Annotated in this window: 13 protein-coding genes; 3 read left to right on the plus strand and 10 right to left on the minus strand. The window is 65.5% G+C overall.

Features of this window, described 5'->3' with window-relative positions; genetic code table 11:
• Positions 1–29 precede the first annotated feature (29 nt).
• Positions 30–845: an antiactivator of flagellar biosynthesis FleN protein gene (locus tag E7V67_020685; GenBank protein ID WUR12097.1), complete on the minus strand. Its 816-nt coding sequence runs from the start codon at positions 843–845 to the stop codon at positions 30–32.
• Positions 838–2319 (minus strand): flagellar biosynthesis protein FlhF, encoded by a 1482-nt coding sequence (flhF, locus tag E7V67_020690; protein WUR12098.1) that lies wholly within the window; start codon positions 2317–2319, stop codon positions 838–840. The genes E7V67_020685 and flhF overlap by 8 nt, the downstream gene beginning before the upstream one ends.
• 225 nt (positions 2320–2544) lie before the next feature.
• Here flhF and E7V67_020695 point away from each other — a divergent pair, with 225 nt between their 5' ends.
• Positions 2545–4668, plus strand: a complete 2124-nt coding sequence (locus E7V67_020695) for a TonB-dependent siderophore receptor (GenBank protein ID WUR12099.1) — start codon at positions 2545–2547, stop codon at positions 4666–4668.
• 264 nt (positions 4669–4932) lie between these two features.
• Here the strand turns inward: E7V67_020695 and flhA are convergent, their stop codons facing one another.
• The 4 genes from flhA to E7V67_020715 all read right to left on the minus strand — a co-directional run bounded on the left by flhA (position 4933) and on the right by E7V67_020715 (position 10333).
• Positions 4933–7080 carry a flagellar biosynthesis protein FlhA gene (gene flhA, locus E7V67_020700; GenBank protein WUR12100.1) on the minus strand — a complete coding sequence of 716 codons (2148 nt, stop codon included), beginning with the start codon at positions 7078–7080 and terminating at the stop codon, positions 4933–4935.
• Between the two features lie 265 nt (positions 7081–7345).
• Positions 7346–8500 carry a flagellar biosynthesis protein FlhB gene (gene flhB / locus E7V67_020705; GenBank protein WUR12101.1) on the minus strand — a complete coding sequence of 385 codons (1155 nt, stop codon included), beginning with the start codon at positions 8498–8500 and terminating at the stop codon, positions 7346–7348.
• Between the two features lie 90 nt (positions 8501–8590).
• Entirely contained in the window at positions 8591–9616 is a 1026-nt protein-coding gene (locus tag E7V67_020710; GenBank protein ID WUR12102.1) for a fumarylacetoacetate hydrolase family protein, read from the minus strand.
• A 3-nt stretch (positions 9617–9619) separates the two neighbouring features.
• Positions 9620–10333, minus strand: a complete 714-nt coding sequence (locus tag E7V67_020715; GenBank protein WUR12103.1) for a pseudouridine synthase — start codon at positions 10331–10333, stop codon at positions 9620–9622.
• Between the two features lie 464 nt (positions 10334–10797).
• On the opposite strand from E7V67_020715, the gene E7V67_020720 reads away from it, so the two are divergent.
• On the plus strand, positions 10798–11085 hold the full coding sequence (locus tag E7V67_020720) for a hypothetical protein (GenBank protein WUR12104.1): 288 nt from the start codon (positions 10798–10800) through the stop codon (positions 11083–11085).
• A gap of 320 nt (positions 11086–11405) precedes the next feature.
• Here E7V67_020720 and E7V67_020725 read toward each other — a convergent pair whose 3' ends face one another.
• The 4 genes from E7V67_020725 to rluC form a co-directional block, all read right to left on the minus strand.
• Positions 11406–12422: a S49 family peptidase gene (locus E7V67_020725; GenBank protein WUR12105.1), complete on the minus strand. Its 1017-nt coding sequence runs from the start codon at positions 12420–12422 to the stop codon at positions 11406–11408.
• 28 nt (positions 12423–12450) lie between these two features.
• Positions 12451–12822 carry a Rieske 2Fe-2S domain-containing protein gene (locus E7V67_020730; protein ID WUR16322.1) on the minus strand — a complete coding sequence of 124 codons (372 nt, stop codon included), beginning with the start codon at positions 12820–12822 and terminating at the stop codon, positions 12451–12453.
• A gap of 12 nt (positions 12823–12834) precedes the next feature.
• Complete coding sequence (locus E7V67_020735) at positions 12835–13497, minus strand: HAD-IIIA family hydrolase (protein WUR12106.1); 663 nt, start codon at positions 13495–13497, stop codon at positions 12835–12837.
• Between the two features lie 68 nt (positions 13498–13565).
• The gene (gene rluC / locus E7V67_020740) at positions 13566–14597 is read right to left on the minus strand and encodes a 23S rRNA pseudouridine(955/2504/2580) synthase RluC (GenBank protein WUR12107.1); all 1032 of its coding nucleotides are present in this window, start codon (positions 14595–14597) and stop codon (positions 13566–13568) included.
• Positions 14598–15299: 702 nt separating this feature from the next.
• Here rluC and E7V67_020745 point away from each other — a divergent pair.
• Positions 15300–18488, plus strand: coding sequence for an Rne/Rng family ribonuclease (locus E7V67_020745; GenBank protein WUR12108.1), 3189 nt, complete (start codon positions 15300–15302; stop codon positions 18486–18488).
• Positions 18489–18510 lie beyond the last annotated feature (22 nt).

An 18510-nucleotide genomic window follows, 5' to 3' on the forward strand; every position in this document is an offset into this window, starting at 1 on the left:
AAAATAGTTTTACTTGTTATAGGCGCTAATCAGTTGCCGCTCCCCGCAAACCCGGTTGGCGCAGTACCCAGCGCGAAACGCCCGGCCATCTGGCGAAATGCGACGGAAGCGCCCGCCAGCGGGAACGCGTCCACCACGGCGCGGCCCAGCCGCGCGGCGCGGTGCAGGTACTCGTCGGCAGGCACGGAACCCATCGAGACCAGATTGACCGCCAGGTAACGGCTTGCCGCCTGCGCCATATTATCGTAAACCACCCGTGCCTCTGCTTCGGACGCGCCCGTGACGACGATGCCGAACGGGCGACGGCCCAGCTCATGGTTCAGCCGCTTGATCATCATGTAGGCGTTCTTGATCGACGTGGCGCTGTTCGACACCTGCACCACGATCTCGGAACTGGCCATCACCGGCACCGGGAACGCTTCGCCGTCGAACTCGCCGTCGACCAGCACAATGCCAGCCTGGGCCGCCATGACGTCGAAGGCCTTGGCCAGCCGGCGGCTTTCCTGCGGGCCATTGCGCGCTTCGCCGCGCGTCATGGACACCACGTTGAAGCCCTGCGGCACCTGGTGCACCACCTGGTTCAGGCCGCATTCCTGGCGCGCCACGTTGAGCAGGCTGGCGCCATTGTCCACGCCGAGGCGCGAGGCGACACCGTGCGCGCTGGCGCAGGCATCCACCAGCAGCACGTCGTTGCCGGCGCGGGCCAGCGAGGCGCCCAGGTTGACGAGCATCGCGCCCTTGTCGTCCTGCGGCGTGGCCGACAGGAACGTGACGATACGGGGCCGCGGCGGGCCCGCCAGCATCCGGCGCAGGCCCTCCGCCTGGTCGAAATTGAAATTAGCCAAGGTGCACCTCGCGCAGGCCATCGTTACCGGCAGCCGCCATCAGCATCGGCAGGTCGCTGTCGGCGAACTGGTTGACGTCTTTCTTGGAACGGAAGGCGCGCTCGACCAGCTCGGCCGGCTTGGCCAGGTGCAGGTCTTCCGGCACGCGCTGGCCGTTCGACACGTAGAACAGGTTCAGTTTCTGGCGGATCACCACGTCCAGCACGTTGCCGATCGATGCGGCTTCGTCCAGCTTGGTCATGATGGCGCCGGCCAGGCCCGTGCCTTGGTAGGCGCGCACCACTTCCGTCAGCGTTTCTTGGGTGGAGGTGCTGTTCAGGCACAAGAGGCGCTTCACGTCGGCGTCGGCGCCCTGCAGCATGGCGACCTGTTCCGTGACCATCTGGTCGCGCTGGCTGACACCGACGGTGTCGATCAGCACGGTATGCTTGTTGCGCAGTTCCTTCAGGGCGATGCGCAGGTCCGCTTCGTCCTTCACCGAGTGCACCATCACGCCCAGGATCTTGCCGTAGATGCGCAGCTGTTCGTGCGCGCCGATACGGTAGGCGTCGGTGGTGATCAGGGCCAGCTTTTCCGGACCGTGGCGCATCACGCAGCGCGCGGCCAGCTTGGCGGTGGACGTGGTCTTGCCGACACCGGTCGGGCCGACCAGCGCGAACACGCCGCCGTTTTCGATCAGTGCGTCTTCGTTCGAGATGGCGCTGATGTTGCGTGCCAGCACGGTGCGCACCCAGCGCAGGCTTTCCTCGGCGGAGCGGCCGGCCGGCATTTTTTCGATCAGCATCTTGGCCAAGGTGGCCGAGAAGCCGGCGGCCAGCATCTCGCGCAGCACGGCGGCCTTGTGCGGCTCGCGCTGCTGCGACGAGCCCCAGGACAACTCGGCCAGTTGCGTTTCCATCATGCCGCGCATGGCGCGCAGTTCCGTCATCATCGTGCTCATCTCCGCGGCCGCGTTGGCCTTGGCGGAGTTGACGGCATCGGCCACCATCGCCGAGATACGGTCCATGTCCAGCGCCGGTGCGGCAGGCGCGGCGGCGGGACGGCTGGCCGGCGCGGCCGGGGCGAAACCTGGCGCAGGACGAGCCGGCGCCTGGGCCCGCGCCTGCATGCGCGCTTCCATATTGGCTTGCGCTTCCGCTTCACGCTGCGCTTCCATCTGGGCCTGCATGCGTGCCTTGATGGCGTCCTGCATCTGTTGCGGGCTCGGCTGGCGCGGTGCCGGGGCGCGCGGAGCGGGCGCGGCCATCATCGGCGACGGCGTGTAGGTGTCTTCGATTTCCAGGTCGGGCATGCCCAGCGGCGCATCCGCGGCCGGCTGCGCCAGCGAGGCGGCATCGCCGTTGGCCAAGGCCAGGATCTCGACCACGCCGTCCATCGGACGGTTGGACAGGATCACCGCGTCCGGGCCCAGGGCTTCGCGGACCTTGCGCAGTGCCTCACGCGACGTGGGCGCGGTAAATTTTTTGACGTTCATGCTGCGGCTCCTGCAAACGAGATTTTTCTCTGATGGGGTAGATTATTGACGATGCACTGAGGAAATCATTCGAGGAAAAGGACGGGATTTACCCTGCAATTCGGCGCGGCAACGGACGGGGGCAGTGACTTGCATGTTGCACATCATCATGAGAAGATGCGAATAATAATAATTCGCATTCGCGATGCATGTTCAGCGTTTGCGCCACCTGAGAGAGAGAGCATCATGTCCTGCCACAAAAAGCCGATCGCCGCCGCCGCGGCCGCCCTGGTCACGTTGATCCAATGCCATGCCGCCCTGGCCGCGCCCGCCGACGAGGCGGAGGCGCCCATCAGCGTCGTGACCGTCAACGGCACCCGTGCCGAACCCTACAACCCCGTCTCGGCAATGACGGCCACCAAGGTGGACGCCCCGCTGCGCGACATCCCGCAAACCGTCAACGTGATTCCGGAACAACTGCTGCGCGACCAGTCGGTCGGCTCGATGGAAGAGGCGATGAAGTTCGTGCCGGGCGTGGGCCTGTCGCATGGCGACGGCCAGCGTGACCAGGTCACCCTGCGCGGCTTCTCGGCCATTGCCGACCAGTTCGTCGACGGCCTGCGCGACGATGCGCTGTACTTCCGCGACCTGTCCAATATCGAGCGCATCGAGGTGCTGAAGGGCCCGGCCGCCGTGCTGTACGGGCGCGGTTCCTCGGGCGGCCTGATCAACCGGATCAGCAAGAAGCCGGGCGCCAACCGCCGCGAGGTGATGGCCAAGGTGGGCAGCGACAACCGCCGCCGCGGCGAGATGGACCTGGCCGCGACCGAAGGCAATATGGCGTTCCGCGTGACGGGTGCCGTCGAGCGCGCGGACGGCTACCGCGACCAGCAGTTCGTCGAACGCGACGCCGTCGCGCCGTCGCTGCAGTTCCAGCTTGGTGCCGCCACGACCCTGCTGTTGCAGGCCGAGCACCTGTCCGACCGCCGCGTGACGGACTTCGGCGTGCCGTCGTACCAGGGCCGCCCGGTCGACGTGCCGGCCAGCACCTACTACGGCGCCGCCAACGCGCGCGACGTGGACTACTCGCACGCCGAGGTGACGGCGCTGGGCTTCACCTTGGAGCACCGCTTCAGCGACCGGCTGAGCCTGCGCAACGCCTACCGTCACTACGACTACACCCTGGCGCGCTACAACACCCTGGTCGGCGCCGTCAACGAGACGTTGCTGACGGCCTCGCTGAACCGCACCAACCTGCGCCGCGAGGAAAGCGGCTGGTTCAACCAGACCGAGCTGACGCAAACGGCCAGCCTGGGCGGCATGACGCACAAGCTGCTGTACGGCATCGAAGTGGGCAAGCAGAACAAGGACCAGGTCACCCGCTCGCAGAACGGCATCGCCACCGTGGCGCTGTTCAATCCGGTGCTGCCGGTGCTGGACAAGACGCTGACGGTGGCGCCTTCGACCGACAACGTCGGCATCATGAAGACGGCCAGCGCCTACGTGCAGGACCTGGTGGCGCTGACCGAGCAGTGGAAGGCGCTGGTCGGTGTGCGCTATGACCACTTCGAGCAGGAAACGCTCGAGCGCCGCGCCGGCCAGAGCAACCTGGGCCGCACGGACGTGGCCTGGAGCCCCAGAGCCGGCCTGGTCTGGCAGCCGTCGGCGGCGCAGTCGTATTACGTGTCGTTCAGCAAATCGTTCCAGCCGTCGGCCGAGAACTTCGCGCTGGCCGCCAACAACGCCCAGATCGAGCCGGAGGAAACGACCAACAAGGAAGTGGGCGGCAAGTTCGATTTCCTCGGCGGCGCCCTGTCCGCCACGGCCTCGCTGTTCCGCCTGGAGCGCACCAATATCAAGGCCACCGACCCGGTCACGAACCGCCTGGTGCCGATCGGCACGCAGCGCACGGATGGCCTGGAGCTGACCCTGACGGGCCAGCTGCCGCAGGGCTGGCAGGTGTGGGCCGGCTACGGCTACCTGGATGCGAAGGTGACGTCGTCGCCGGCGCTGGACAGCAGCGACAATGTGTTCAAGCGCGTGCCGGTGCAGGGTAAACGCGCCACGCTGACGCCGCGCCACAGCGCCAACCTGTGGCTGGCCAAATCCTTCGGCAACGGCCTGCGCGCGGGCGCCGGGATCAACGCTGTCGACCAGCGCTTCGCCAACCCGGGCAACACGGTCGCCCTGCCCGGCTTCGCCACCATCGACGCGATGGCCGGCTGGAAGCTGGGCCGCGTCGACCTGCAGCTGAACGTGTACAACCTGCTGGACCGCTCGTACATCGTGTCCGGCCATGGCAGCTCGCCGAACCTGAACATGCCGGGTGCGCCACGCTCGGCGGCGTTGACGGCGCGCTATCAGTTCTAAACAAAAACCCGGGACAGACCCGGGTTTTGAGGGGTTGGGGTCTGTCCCCGGTAAGTGTCTGCCTTCGATGCACCTGGCGGCGTATCGAGGGGACTGACCCCGGTTTTTATCGGCGTCCGCGATGCCTTCGCTCGTTTTTACCTTGGTCCGCCACCGGATCGATAAAAACCGGGGTCAGTCCCCTGAAGATGCCAACGACACATCGCAAATTCACACTTACCGGGGACAGACCCCAAGCGGCGACCTTCCCCGGTGCTTCAACCGTCAGGTATTGCCCACCAGCGCCGTCACGCGGATCGTCTTCGATTCCGGGATCTCGGCGTGCGACAGCACCTTCAGCTGCGGCAGCGCGCGGCGCAGGAAGCGCGACAGCAGTGGACGCAGCGGGCCCGGCACCAGCAGCACCGGCGTCACGCCCAGCGCTTCCTGCTGCTGCGATGCCTGCGCGGCCTGCTGGGCGATCGTGTCCGCGAGGCCCGGCTCGATGCCGCCGCCGTCGGCGCCGCCCGTCGCCAGCGCCTGCATCAGCAGGCGTTCCAGGCGATTGTCCAAGGTCATCACGGACAGTTCGCCATTGCCCGGGAACAGTTGCTGGACGATGGCGCGGCCCAGCGCGATACGGACCAGTGCGGTCAGCTCGTTCGGGTCCTGCGTGTGCGCGGTGTGCTCGGCCAGCGCCTCGATGATCGTGCGCATGTCGCGGATGTGCACGCCTTCGCCCAGCAGGTTCTGCAGCACTTTCTGCAAGGCCGACAGCGAAATCATCTTCGGCACCAGGTCTTCCAGCAGCTTCGGCGCTTCCTTGCCCAGGTGATCCAGCAGCGCCTGCACTTCGGTGCGGCCCAGGAGTTCCGACGCGTGCGTCGTGATCAGGTGGTTCAGGTGCGTCGCCACCACGGTGCCGGCATCGACCACCGTGTAGCCCATGCCCTGCGCCTGGTCGCGCAGGCTGGCGTCGATCCACGTGGCCGGCAGGCCGAACGCGGGGTCCGTCGTGGCCAGGCCCGGCAGGTTGCCGCTGGCCATGCCCGGATTGATCGCCAGGAACTGGCCGTTGAATGCTTCGCCCGCGCCCACTTCCACGCCTTTCAAGGTGATGCGGTAGGCCGACGGCTTCAGCTCCAGGTTGTCGCGGATGTGCACCGGCGGCGCCAGGAAGCCCACTTCCTGGGCGAATTTCTTGCGGATGCCCTTGATGCGCTTCAGCAGCTCGCCGCTTTGCGCCTTGTCCACCAGCGGGATCAGGCGGTAGCCCACTTCCAGGCCCAGCGTGTCGACGGCCTGCACGTCGGCCCAGGTCGCTTCCTCGTTTTCCGCCGGCGCCGCCGCGCCACCGGCCGCCGCCGCACCGCCGGCCGCCGTGTTGCCGCCGCCACCGCCGCCGGCCGGACGCCCTGCCGTGCCGTTTGCCGCGGCCTCCTTCAGCTTCTTGTCCATCAGGTAACCGGTGCCGCCCAGCGCAGCGCCCAGCGACAGGAACATGAAGTTCGGCATGCCCGGGATCAGGCCCATGCCGCCGATGATGCCGCCGGTGATGTACATGACCTGCGGCTTGGCGAACAGCTGGCCCACCATCTGGGTGCCGACGTCCGTATCGCTGGCCACGCGCGAGACGATGATACCGGCCGCGACGGAGATCACCAGCGACGGGATCTGGGCCACCAGGCCGTCGCCGATCGCCAGCAGCGTGTACACCTTGGCCGCCTCGCCGACGGCCATGCCGTGCGACAGGATACCGATCAGCAGGCCGCCGACGACGTTGATGACGGTCACCATGATGCCGGCCACGGCGTCGCCGCGCACGTATTTCGAGGCACCGTCCATCGCGCCGTAGAATTCGGCTTCCTGCGAGACCTCGTTGCGACGCTTGCGCGCGTCCGCTTCGCCGATCAGGCCGGCGTTCAGGTCGGCGTCGATCGCCATCTGCTTGCCGGGCAATGCGTCCAGCGCGAAGCGGGCACCCACCTCGGCGATACGGCCCGCACCCTTCGTCACGACGACGAAGTTAATGATGGTCAGGATGATGAAGACGACGATACCGATCGTGTAGTTGCCGCCGATCAGGAAGTGACCGAAGGCCTCGATGACCTTGCCGGCCGCCGCGCCGCCGGTGTGGCCTTCCGTCAGCACGATACGGGTCGAGGCCACGTTCAGCGACAGGCGCAGCATGGTGGACACCAGCAGCACGGCGGGGAAGGCCATGAAGTCGAGCGGCTTGACCGTGTACAGGCTGGTCAGCAGCACGATGATGGACAGGGCGATATTGAAACTGAAGAACAGGTCGAGGACGATGGCCGGCAACGGCAGGATCATCATTGCCAGCAGCATGATGATCAGGATCGGCGCGGCCAGGCTCATCGCATTGCCACCACCCATGCCACTCATCCATGCCGGCAGTTTCAAGCTGTTCATCAGTACGTTCCTTCGCAAGCGAGAAGTTCTCGGATGCTGAGATTATTGATGATGCAGTGGGGAAACGATGCGGGGAAAAGGCGGGAAAACACCCGGTAATTCAAAACGCCGGAGAGCTGTTTTAACCCAACAGCAAGGGCCGGGGTCAGAAAGGAGTGCAGGCAATGCATGCCTGCACCGCTGCGCAGGGCGAGAAGCGGTGCTCCTCGAAACCCCTGCTCTGCCCCGGCGGGTCTGACCCCAGGTTCTGCTCCGGGGGTAAGACTTACTGCGGCTTCTTCTGCGACGCCGGATTGTTCGGGTCCATATCGGCCGGCACATCCAGCTGGGTCGGACGATCCGGATAACGGCCGCCCGGGCGGTAGGCCCGCAGCTGGTAGACGTAGGCCAGCACTTCGGCCACGGCGGCGTACAGCCGGGCCGGGATCTCGTCGCCGATTTCCGTATGCTTGAACAGCGCACGGGCAAGCGGCGGGGCTTCCAGGATCGCCACCTTGTGCTCCTTGGCCAGCTCGCGGATCTTGGCCGCCACCTCGTCGGTACCCTTGGCCACCACCTTCGGCGCGCCCTTCGAGCCGTCGGCGTACTTCAGCGCCACCGCGTAGTGCGTCGGGTTGGTGACGACCACGTCGGCGGTCGGCACGTCCTGCATCATGCGGCCCTTGGCCATCTCGCGCTGCATCTGGCGGATCTTGCCCTTGATCTGCGGGTTGCCGTCGTTTTCCTTCGATTCCTGGATCATCTCCTGGCGCGTCATCTTCAGCTTGTTAGCGTAATGCCAGATCTGGTACGGCGCGTCGATCACGGCGATGAAGCCCAGCGCGCCGACCAGGTACAGGAAGCTCATGGCCATCATGTCGAGCATGTGCACGATGGCATGGTCGAGCGACTCGTTGGCAAGGCCGAACATCGCATCCTTCTGCTTCATGATGACCATGTACGCGACCGAGCCGACCACGATCGTCTTGACGATTGCCTTGAGCAGCTCGACCAGGGCGTTTTTCGACACCATGTTGCTGATGCCGTTGATCGGATTGAGCTTGCTGAACTTCGGCATGAACGCCTTGGCGCTGAACAGCCAGCCGCCGACGAAGATCGGTGAAATGAGCGCCACCAGCATCACGGCCACGCCGATGGGCAGGAACGTGATCAGCACGTTGACGATGTCGGTCAGGATGCGGGTGATCAGGATGTCGGGGTTGTAGACCTGTTCGCGCGTCAGGGACAGCCCTGATTTCAGGGCCGTGCCGAGCTTGGCCGCCATGGACGAGCCCATGACGTACAGCGCCACGCCCGATACCATCAGGACGGTAAACGTGCCGACTTCGCGGGACCGGGGAACGTCGCCTTCTTCACGCGCCTGCTGGAGGCGCCTCTCTGACGCTGCTTCTGTCTTCTCGGCTTCGCTGTCTTCTGCCACGCGCTGCTCCGGTCACGATAGGGATGGGAAACGTCATTATCACGGCCCCCGGTACGGCGCCATCGGTCAAGCAAAGGGACTTTGCCGGCCCTATTCTGGTTTCTCGGCAGAAACTTGCGGCGCGGGCGGTACATAGCCCGTCGGCCGCACCGTCTGCTCGATGGCGCCGAAGATGGACTTGCCGTCGCCGTCCAGCATCTCGATGCGGATGGTATCGCCATAGGACATGAACGACGTGGCAGGCTTGCCGTCGGCGATCGTCTCCAGGCTGCGCTTCTCGGCAATGCAGGAATAGCCTTTTTTCACGTCCTTGTTCGACACCGTGCCGGAGCCGACGATCGTGCCGGCGCGCAGCCGGCGGGTCCTGGCCGCGTGCGCCAGCAGCTGGGCGAAATTGAACACCATGTCCACGCCCGCGTTCGGCTGGCCCACCAGGCGGCCGTTCCACGTCGAGCGCAGCGGCAGGTGCAGCTTGGCATCGCGCCAGGCGTCGCCCAGTTCGTCCGGCGTGACGGCCACGGGGCTGAAGCTGGTGCTGGGCTTCGCCTGGAAGAAGCCGAAGCCCTTGGCCAGCTCGTCGGGAATCAGGTGGCGCAGGGAGACGTCGTTGACCAGCATCAACAGGCGGATCTGGCCGAAGGCCTCGTCCGGCGTCGCGCCCAGCGGCACGTCGTCCGTGATCACGGCCACTTCGGCCTCGAAGTCGATGCCCCAGGCCTCGTCGGCGACGACGATGTCGTCAAGCGGTCCCAGCAGGTCGTCGCTGCCGCCCTGGTACAGCAGCGGTTCCTGCCAGAACGATCCCGGCAGCTCGGCATTGCGCGCCTTGCGCACGAGCTCGACGTGGTCGACGTAGGCGGAGCCGTCCGCCCACTGGAATGCGCGCGGCAGCGGCGCCATGCAGCGGCGCGGGTCGAACTCGAACGTGCGCCGGGCCTTGCCGTCGTTCAGCTGGCGCGACAGCTGGTCCAGCTGGGGCGCGATGAAGGCCCAGTCGTCCAGCGCCCGTTGCAGGGTGGGCGCGATGCCGTCCGCCACGACCGCCGTCTTCAGGTCGCGCGCGACAACGACCAGCTGGCCATCGCGGGTGCCGTCGTTCAGGGTGGCCAGCTTCATCGGTCAACCCGCCAGCAGCGCCAGCTGTGCTTCGTCCAGGTAGCACCACTCCCCCTCCTGCAGGCCGAGCGATGCCAGCTGCAGGCCGCCGATGGCCGAACGGTGCAAGGCGCTGCAATGATTGCCGGCCGCGGCCAGCATGCGCTTGACCTGGTGATACTTGCCCTGCTCCAGCACGATCTCCAGCTGGTGCTCGCCTTTTTTCTCGCAGACCAGCGCGGCCAAAGGGGCGGGCTCATCGTGCAGCTGGACACCGCCCAGCAGCTGGGCCACCAGCGCGTCCGTCACCGGTTCGGCCGTCGTGGCCTGGTAGACCTTCGGCACGTGCCGCTTGGGCGACGATTGCGCGTGGATGAACGGACCGTCGTCCGACATCAGCAGCATGCCCGTGGTGTCATGGTCCAGGCGGCCCACCGGCTGCACTTCGCGCCAGGTAAATTGCTCAGGAAGCAAGGTCAGCACGCCGGGATGGTGGCTGGGCTTGCGCGAACATTCGTAGTTGGCCGGCTTGTACAACGCGATATAGACGTGCTCGCGGTAGCGCCATTCTTCCTCGAATACGGTCAGCACCAAACTTTCCGTGTCGACGACGGTCTTATAGTTGTCCTGCACAACGCCGTTGACGGCGACTTCGCCGTCTTCGATCAGCGTGCGACAATACTTGCGCGTGCCGAAGCCTTGCGATTGCAGGATGCGGTCCAGGGATAATTTGCTCATGGGCCGGCATTCTACCGGATTTACCCCGGGAGCCTGCCCAGCACTTGATACATATCAAGCTGCACGGAAGGCCCATTGTTAGACTGAAATTGTCGTAGGAATTTACTGAACAGCTCGGCAGGATTCCTAGCCCAGCCATTGCCCCCGGGCGGCGGCTGCGGCATGAGTGGCCGCTGTTCTCGTGGCTCATCTTTGGCGGTGTATCGCCAGCGTGATGACCAGAGCGCTGTCCAGCACAAAGGGCGTGCCAGCAGTAGCGCTCATCGCACCGCCCTGTGCGCTGTTCCTTGTCCGCTGTTCCTGTCCGCTGTTTTTTTGCAACCGAACCGAATGCTCTTGATGAACAAGCTCAATGTATGTCCCGGCAGCGCATCGCGACCTGAGCCCGCCTCGGCGCCGCTGCCACGCCACGCGCCCCGGCAACACCCGATAACGACCACTTGTCCGAACTGCAGGAGGATGCCATGACCAATGAATCGCCCCGCGCGTCGCACGAGAAAACGATCCTCGCCACGCGCATCGCCGTGGCGCGCGGCGCCGCCGCGCAGCTCACGACCAATGCCGCGCTCAACCGGATCCGCTTGCGCAGCCTGCGCACTTGGGAAAGCTGCACCGTGCCGGCAATGCCGCAAACGGACTGGCTGGCCAACTCGGAAAACGACCTGACGGCCTGGCTGAACGCGGGTGGCTTTGCGGGCGGCAATGAACTGCCACCATCCGGTGTGGGCTGCCCAACGAAAACAGCGGCCTGAGCCGCCGTTTTCTTGTCCCATCACAGGACATGAACGAGGAATTTAATTCTCTCTGATACGCATCAATGATGCGGCTGGTAGTTCAGCTTCAGCATGGTCCGCACGGGTCGGGCAGCATGTCCACGAGGTCGTCCAGTAAAACTTTGACACCCTGGCGACTCATGAATCCCTGCCTGCACCGCTGCGGCCAAATGCTCCGCTGGTCACTCGGATGGACAGACTGATGTGCTCTCCCTTGAAATGAACTACACGCTTACTATAGTCCAAGCGCGAGATTTATCAAGCGGAGCGCGCGAAACACGCAAGAAGCCGTCCTGTTCCTACTTGACGGAAATACGCGCCGCCTCGCCGGCGGCCGCCTTGAACGCGCCGCTGCCGACGGCGGCACCGAATTTCTTCAGCACCCGCTCCGGCAGGCCTTCATGCTGGGTGTAGTCGACGATGTCTTCGGCCTTGACGACGTCGCGTGCCACGCTGTCCACGCTGCCCAGGTCGTCCGCCAGGCCCATCTTGATGGCCCGCGTGCCCGTCCAGAACAGGCCCGAGAACATTTCCGGCGTCTCGTGCAGGCGCGTGCCGCGACCGGCCCGCACCACGTCGATGAACTGCTCGTGGATCTCGTTCAGCATCTCCTGGGCGTGTTCCTTGTGCTTTGGCGACTGCGGACTGAACGGGTCCATGAAGCCCTTGTTTTCCCCCGCCGTCAGCAGGCGGCGCTCGACGCCCAGCTTCTCCATCGCGCCGGTGAAGCCGAAGCCGTCCATGAGCACGCCAATGGAACCGATGATGCTGGCCTTGTTGACGTAGATGCGGTCGGCGGAGGCGGCGATGTAGTAACCGCCCGAGGCGCAGATCTCGTCGACGACGGCATACAGCGGCTTGTCCGGATAGCCCTTGCGCAGGCGCATGATCTCGTCGACGATCATGCCGGCCTGGACAGGGCTGCCGCCCGGGCTATTGATATGCAGCACGACGGCAACGGAGCTGTCGTCCCCGAACGCCTTGTTCAGCGCGGGGATGACGACGGCCGCGGAACCGCTGCCCTCCGATTCGATATTGCCTTCGATCTCGATCAGCGCGGTATGGCGCCCGATTTCCGTGTCGCCCCCGAGGATGCTCAGATTGAAATAACTGGCGATGCCCAGGAAGATCAGCAGCAGCAGGAAAATCTTGAAGAAGATGCTCCAGCGGCGGTTGGCGCGCTGTTCCTTGATCGTTGCGAAGACCAGCTTTTCCAGCACTTCGCGTTCCCAGTTGATCGGCGGCTGGCCAGGGCCAGGCGTGACGGGAGGAACGGGCGCTTGCGAGGGGGGCGTCGGGGATTGGTTGTCGCTCATGGAAAGTCGTTGCTGAAACGGATAGGCGTCATGCACGCGCCGGCCGGACGAACTCGTCCGGCTGCCAGTACAGGGCATCGTCGCGTTCGGTCACGCCGATGGGGCGCAGCTTGCCGCCACGGCAGGGACCGCCAGCGCACTGCCCCGTGCTGGGGATGTAGACGGCGCCATGCGTGCTGCACATCAGATACATCTTGCTGGATTCGAAGAACTCGCCCGGCGCCCAGTCCAGTTCGATGGGCACGTGGGCACAACGGTTCAGGTAGGCATAGGCCTTGCCGCCATGGCGGATGACGAAGGCGGTGGCATCCTCGCCGCCCGCCGTGACGGGAAAGCGCACGCCGATGCCGCCATCGACGACCGCGTCGGCCGCGCAGATCAGGATCTCCTCGCTCACGATATTACGCCTTCTTCATGCATGTTCGCCCAGCCACTGGTGCAGCTCCGGCACGTTCTTCGCCGAGAACACGGGGCTGCAGGCTGCCAACTGGTCCAGCGGATGGGCGCCGTACTCGACGGCAATGCCGGCCGCGCCCGCGTTCTGCGCCATCATCAGGTCGTGCGTGGTATCGCCAATCATCACGGTGCGCTTCAGGTCCTGGCCCAGCTCGCGCGTCAGCTCCTGCAACATGGCAGGGTGCGGTTTCGAAAAAGTTTCGTCGGCGCAACGGGTGGCGTCGAACGTCGCCAGCAGTCCGGCCGCGTTCAGGGCACGGTTCAGCCCCACGCGGCTCTTGCCGGTGGCGACCGCGAGGAAATAGCCCTGCTGCGACAGGTCCTGCAGCATCTCCCGCACGCCGTCGAACAGGGTCAGCTCGTGATCCTTGGTCAGGTAATGATAACGGTAGCGCTCCACCATGCGCGGGTGGTATTTCGGATCGACCTCCGGCCCGAGCACGACTTGCATCGCCTCCGCCAGGCCCAGGCCGATGACGTGCGCCGCCGCTTCGCGGCTGGGAATCGGCAGGCCGAGGTCGCGCGCCGCCGCCTGGATCGACTTGACGATCGTGGCGGTGCTGTCCATCAAGGTGCCATCCCAATCGAACACGATCAGGTCAAATTGCTTTCTTGCCATGTAATCCGGCCGGGCCGGCTCCTGTTGAGATCGGGACGCGCGGTCCCGGTGAAATCGATGCTTGCTGCTCAGCTGCGCGGTTGCCCCAAGCTTACCAAGAATTTTTCGCATTCGGGCGCGAGGGGTGCGTTCAGCGTCATGATTTTGCCCGTCTCCGGGTGCTTGAACGTGATCTGGTGCGCGTGCAGGAACATCCGCTTCAGGGCGCCGCGCGTGCCGTCATTTTTCTGTAATGCTTTGTTGAGCGCGAAATCGCCGTACTTGTCGTCGCCTGCGATCGGAAAGCCCGACGATGCAAGGTGAACCCGGATCTGGTGCGTGCGTCCGGTCTTCAGCTCGGCTTCCAGCAACGCGAAGTTGTCATATTTGCGTAACAAGGTAAACACCGTGTGCGACGGCATGCCATCGGCCTGCACGGAGACGCGGCGCTCGCCGTCGGCCGTCGTGTATTTGTGCAGCGGCAGCTTGACGTGCTGACGCTGGTTCTTCCAGTCGCCCACGGCCAGGGCCAGGTAGCGCTTGTCCGTCACGCCGTCGCGCATCTGTTCGTGCAGCGACGTCAGGGCCGAGCGCTTCTTGGCCAGCAGCAACAAACCGGACGTCTCGCGGTCCAGCCGGTGCACCAGCTCGAGGAACTTCGCGTCCGGCCGGGCCGCACGCAACTGCTCGATGACGCCGAACGACACGCCCGAGCCGCCGTGCACGGCCACGCCGGCCGGCTTGTCGACCACCAGCATATGCGCATCCTCGAACACGATGGGAAACTCGGCCGCGGGAACGTTGTTCTCCGCCTTCTCCGCCACCCGTACCGGTGGAATTCGCACCACGTCGCCCGCGACCAGGCGGTACAGCTGGTCGATGCGGCCCTTGTTGACCCGCACCTCGCCCGAACGCAGGATGCGGTAGATGTGGCTTTTCGGTACACCTTTGCAAACACGCAACAGGTAGTTATCTATCCGCTGACCGGCCTCTTCTTCGCCGATCGTGACGAATTGCGCTTGCGGCAGGACTGTGTTGGGGGAAGCCGCGGCAGGTTTCTGCCCGCCCCTGACGGGGCCGTTTTGCGTTGTCTTCCCAGAAAATCTCTCTAAGTCCTTCATTTTGAATATATAATCGTTTTGCCGTAGCGAAGCTGTACTCGAAGTAGTACTTCAAGCTGCTGCAGTGTAAGAAGAAAACCACAATTCTACACAGGGGCGCATCCGCTGGCCTCGCCTGATTGCAAATTCAGCGGAAATAAATGTATACGCACATTCGGGCGCGGGTCAGGGTTACGACCTCTGTCGTCATCGGATTATGGCGGCTTGAAAAGCCAGCCGCGCGTTGCATTTGCCGCCCGCGAGGCCTGCCTTACCGTAGTACGGCTGTGTTTCGCGGCGACAACTGCCTGCGATCGCGACGGTATTGGACGGCTGCCTCATGCGCCCGGATGCTGGATTAGATTGGCTGGAATTTAGGATAAGTCCGGCGAGCAAGCACTACAGTCGTTGCTCGCTGGTTGATGGAACCGATAACGCTGCCGTTTCGCCAGGCGCCATACAAGATGTCCTGGCTCGACGATTTGCGCACGCCCGCATGCGCCCGTCCCGACACGCTCGGTATGACAGGATGAGTTGCAGGTGGTGCGAACTCGGCAGGACGATCGGCACCATGCGCCCTGCTGCGGCAGCCGCGCCACCGCGCGCTGCCGCACGACGAGGCATTTCTCCACGGCCTCCTTAATTCTCGCGTATATCCTTGTATGGTTGCCGTTTCCACGGAAGCGGCATTACATGGCCCAAGGGTCGCGGAGTCAAATAAAAATGAAACGCATGTTGTTCAACGCCACGCAGCAGGAAGAGCTGCGCGTGGCGATTGTCGATGGTCAGAAACTGATCGATATCGACATCGAAACCGCCGGACGCGAACAGCGCAAGTCCAATATCTACAAAGGCGTCATCACCCGCATCGAGCCGTCGCTGGAAGCCTGCTTCGTCAGTTACGGCGAAGACCGCCACGGTTTCCTCCCGTTTAAAGAAGTTGCCCGCAGTTATTTCCGCGAAGGCGTCGACGTGCGCAATGCCACCGTCAAGGAAGCGCTGCGCGAAGGCCAGGAAATCATGGTCCAGGTCGAAAAGGAAGAGCGCGGCAACAAGGGTGCGGCCCTGACCTCGTTCATTTCGCTGGCCGGCCGTTACCTGGTATTGATGCCGAACAACCCGCGCGGCGGCGGCGTGTCGCGCCGCGTCGAGGGCGAGGAACGCCAGGAACTGCGCGAGACCATGGACAAGCTGGACCTGCCGCAAGGCATGTCCGTGATCGCCCGCACCGCCGGCATCGGCCGCACGGTCGAGGAACTGCAGTGGGACTTGAATTACCTGATGCAACTGTGGCGTGCGATCGAAGGCGCGTCCAAGGCCGCCTCCGGCGCCTTCCTGATCTACCAGGAAAGCTCGCTCGTCATCCGCGCCATCCGCGACTATTTCCAGCCTGACATCGGCGAGATCCTGATCGACACCGACGAGATCTACGAACAGGCGCACCAGTTCATGAGCCACGTGATGCCCGACATGGTGCATCGCGTCAAGCGCTACAGCGACGACGTGCCGCTGTTCTCGCGCTTCCAGATCGAACACCAGATCGAGACGGCCTACAGCCGCACCGTGCCGCTGCCATCCGGTGGCGCCATCGTCATCGACCACACCGAAGCGCTGGTTTCCGTCGACGTCAACTCGGCCCGCGCCACGCGCGGCTCGGACATCGAGACGACCGCCTTCCACACCAACTGCGAAGCGGCCGAGGAAGTGGCCCGCCAGCTGCGCCTGCGCGACCTGGGCGGCCTGATCGTGATCGACTTCATCGACATGGAAGTGGCCAAGAACCAGCGCGAGGTGGAACAGCGCCTGAAGGACGCGCTGCACCATGACCGTGCGCGTGTGCAGATGGGCAAGATTTCCCGCTTCGGCCTGATGGAACTGTCGCGCCAGCGCCTGCGCCCTTCCCTGTCGGAAGGCTCGCACGTGACGTGCCCGCGCTGCTCCGGCACCGGCCACATCCGCGATACCGAATCGTCCGCCCTGCAGGTGCTGCGCATCATCCAGGAAGAGGCGATGAAGGAAAACAGCGCCGCCATCCACGTGCAGGTACCGGTCGACGTGGCCGCCTTCCTGCTGAACGAAAAGCGTGGCGAGGTGCTGAAGATCGAAAACCGCCACCGCATCACCGTGATCCTGGTGCCGAACAAGCACCTGGACACGCCGCATTACAAGCTGGAACGCATCAAGCACGACGATCCGCGCCTGGAAGACACGGCCGCCAGCTACACGATGGCCGAGCAGGCCGAGACCGACATGGCCTTCGCCAAGCGCCAGAAGGAAGAAGCCAAGCCGCGCCAGGAAGCCGTCGTCAAGACGATCACCCCGAGCCAGCCGGCCCCGATGGTGGACCGCAAGCCGGCCGAGCCTGTGGCGCCCGTCGCGCCACCGCCGGCACCGGTCGCGGCCCCGCCGGCCGAGCAGGGTTTCTTTGCCAAGCTGGTGTCGTTCTTTACCGGCAAGCAGCCGGAACCGGTGGCACCGCCGACCCCGGCGATCGTCGCCAAGCCGGTGGCCCCGAGCGCCGATCGTACCGACAAGAACGCCCGCGGTCCGCGTGCCCGTGGCCGTAACGGCAAGGGTCCGCGCGAGGAACGCGAGCCGGGCAGCCGCGAGGAAGGCCTGAAGCCGACCGCCGAGGGCCGTCCAGCCCGTCCGCCGCGCCCGCCGCGCGAGCCGCGTGAGCCACGCGAAGTGCGCGAGCCGCGCGAGGCAGTCGAGGGCCAGGCCGCGCCCGCCGCCCGTGCGGAACGGCCGGAGCGCGCCGAGCGTCCGGAACGTGCCGAGCGTCCCGAGCGCGCGCCGCGTCCACCGCGCGAGCCACGTGAAGCGCGCGAGCCGCGTGAACCGAAAGCCCAGCCGGCCGAGGCGAAAGCCGAGGAACTGGCGCTGGCAGCGGCCGGTGTCGGCCCGGTCGGTACGGGCAGCGCCCCGGCCACCGATACGCCGGGCCTGGTGAAGTCGGCCGGTACCGCCAACGCGGGTCCGGAAGGTGAAGAGTTCGAGGGTGGCGAAGGCGGCGACGAGCCGCGCCGCCGCCGCCGTCGTGGCGGCCGCAATCGCAACCGCCGCGAGCGCGAAGGCGCCGAGGGCGTCGAGGGTGTCGAAGGCGAAACCGCCTTTGCCGCCGAGGGCGAAGGCGCCGACAAGGCGGCCATCGTGGCCGTCGCCGTGGCCGAGAACGCCGAGACGACCGCGCCCGTCATCGTGACGCAAGCGCCGGCCGAACCGGCTGTCTCCGCGGCCGAGCCTGCGGTACAGCCGGCCCCGCAGCCGGCCGAAGCCAAGCCTGAGCAGGCGCCAGCCGTGGCCCAGGCCGCTGATGACGTCATCGTGACGCCGGTTACGCCGCCCGTTACGCCGCCGGTACTCGCGCCCGTCGCCGCCGAGACGGCCGCACCAGCCCAGGCTGCTGCCCCGGCAGTCGAGCCGGCCGAAGCGGAAATCGTCGAGGCACCGGCCGCCGAGCCGCTGCCGCCAGTGGTCGAGACGGCGGCGCACGCGCCGATCATCATCCCGGCGCCGGTCGAGGCCGCGCCCGTCGTGGCCGAGGTACCGGTCGCGCCGCCAGCCGAAACCAAGGTCGAGGCACCGGCAGTGGCCGAAGTGCGGGAACCTGCGCCGGTACCGGCCGTGGCGGAGGCCAAGGCCGAGGCCGTGGCCGAGGCCGCAGTGCCGGCACCTGCGCCAGCACCGGTCCCGATGCAGGCAGCCGCTCCGGCGCCAGCACCCGCGGCCGACCTGGACGCCCTGCTGGCCTCGGCCGGCCTGACGATGGCATCGACCGACCCGGCCAAGCTGCGCGCCGCGCAGGAAGCGGCCGCCCAGGAAGCGCCACCGGCACCGGTACGGCGCCAGCGCAAGCCGGCCGCGGTCGTTCCGGACGAGCCGCTGGTACAAGTGTCGACCCGGCAATGATGTCTTGATGCCGTAACAGAAA

The organism is [Empedobacter] haloabium, assembly GCA_008011715.2.
In the GTDB taxonomy this organism is placed as follows: domain Bacteria; phylum Pseudomonadota; class Gammaproteobacteria; order Burkholderiales; family Burkholderiaceae_D; genus Rugamonas; species Rugamonas haloabia.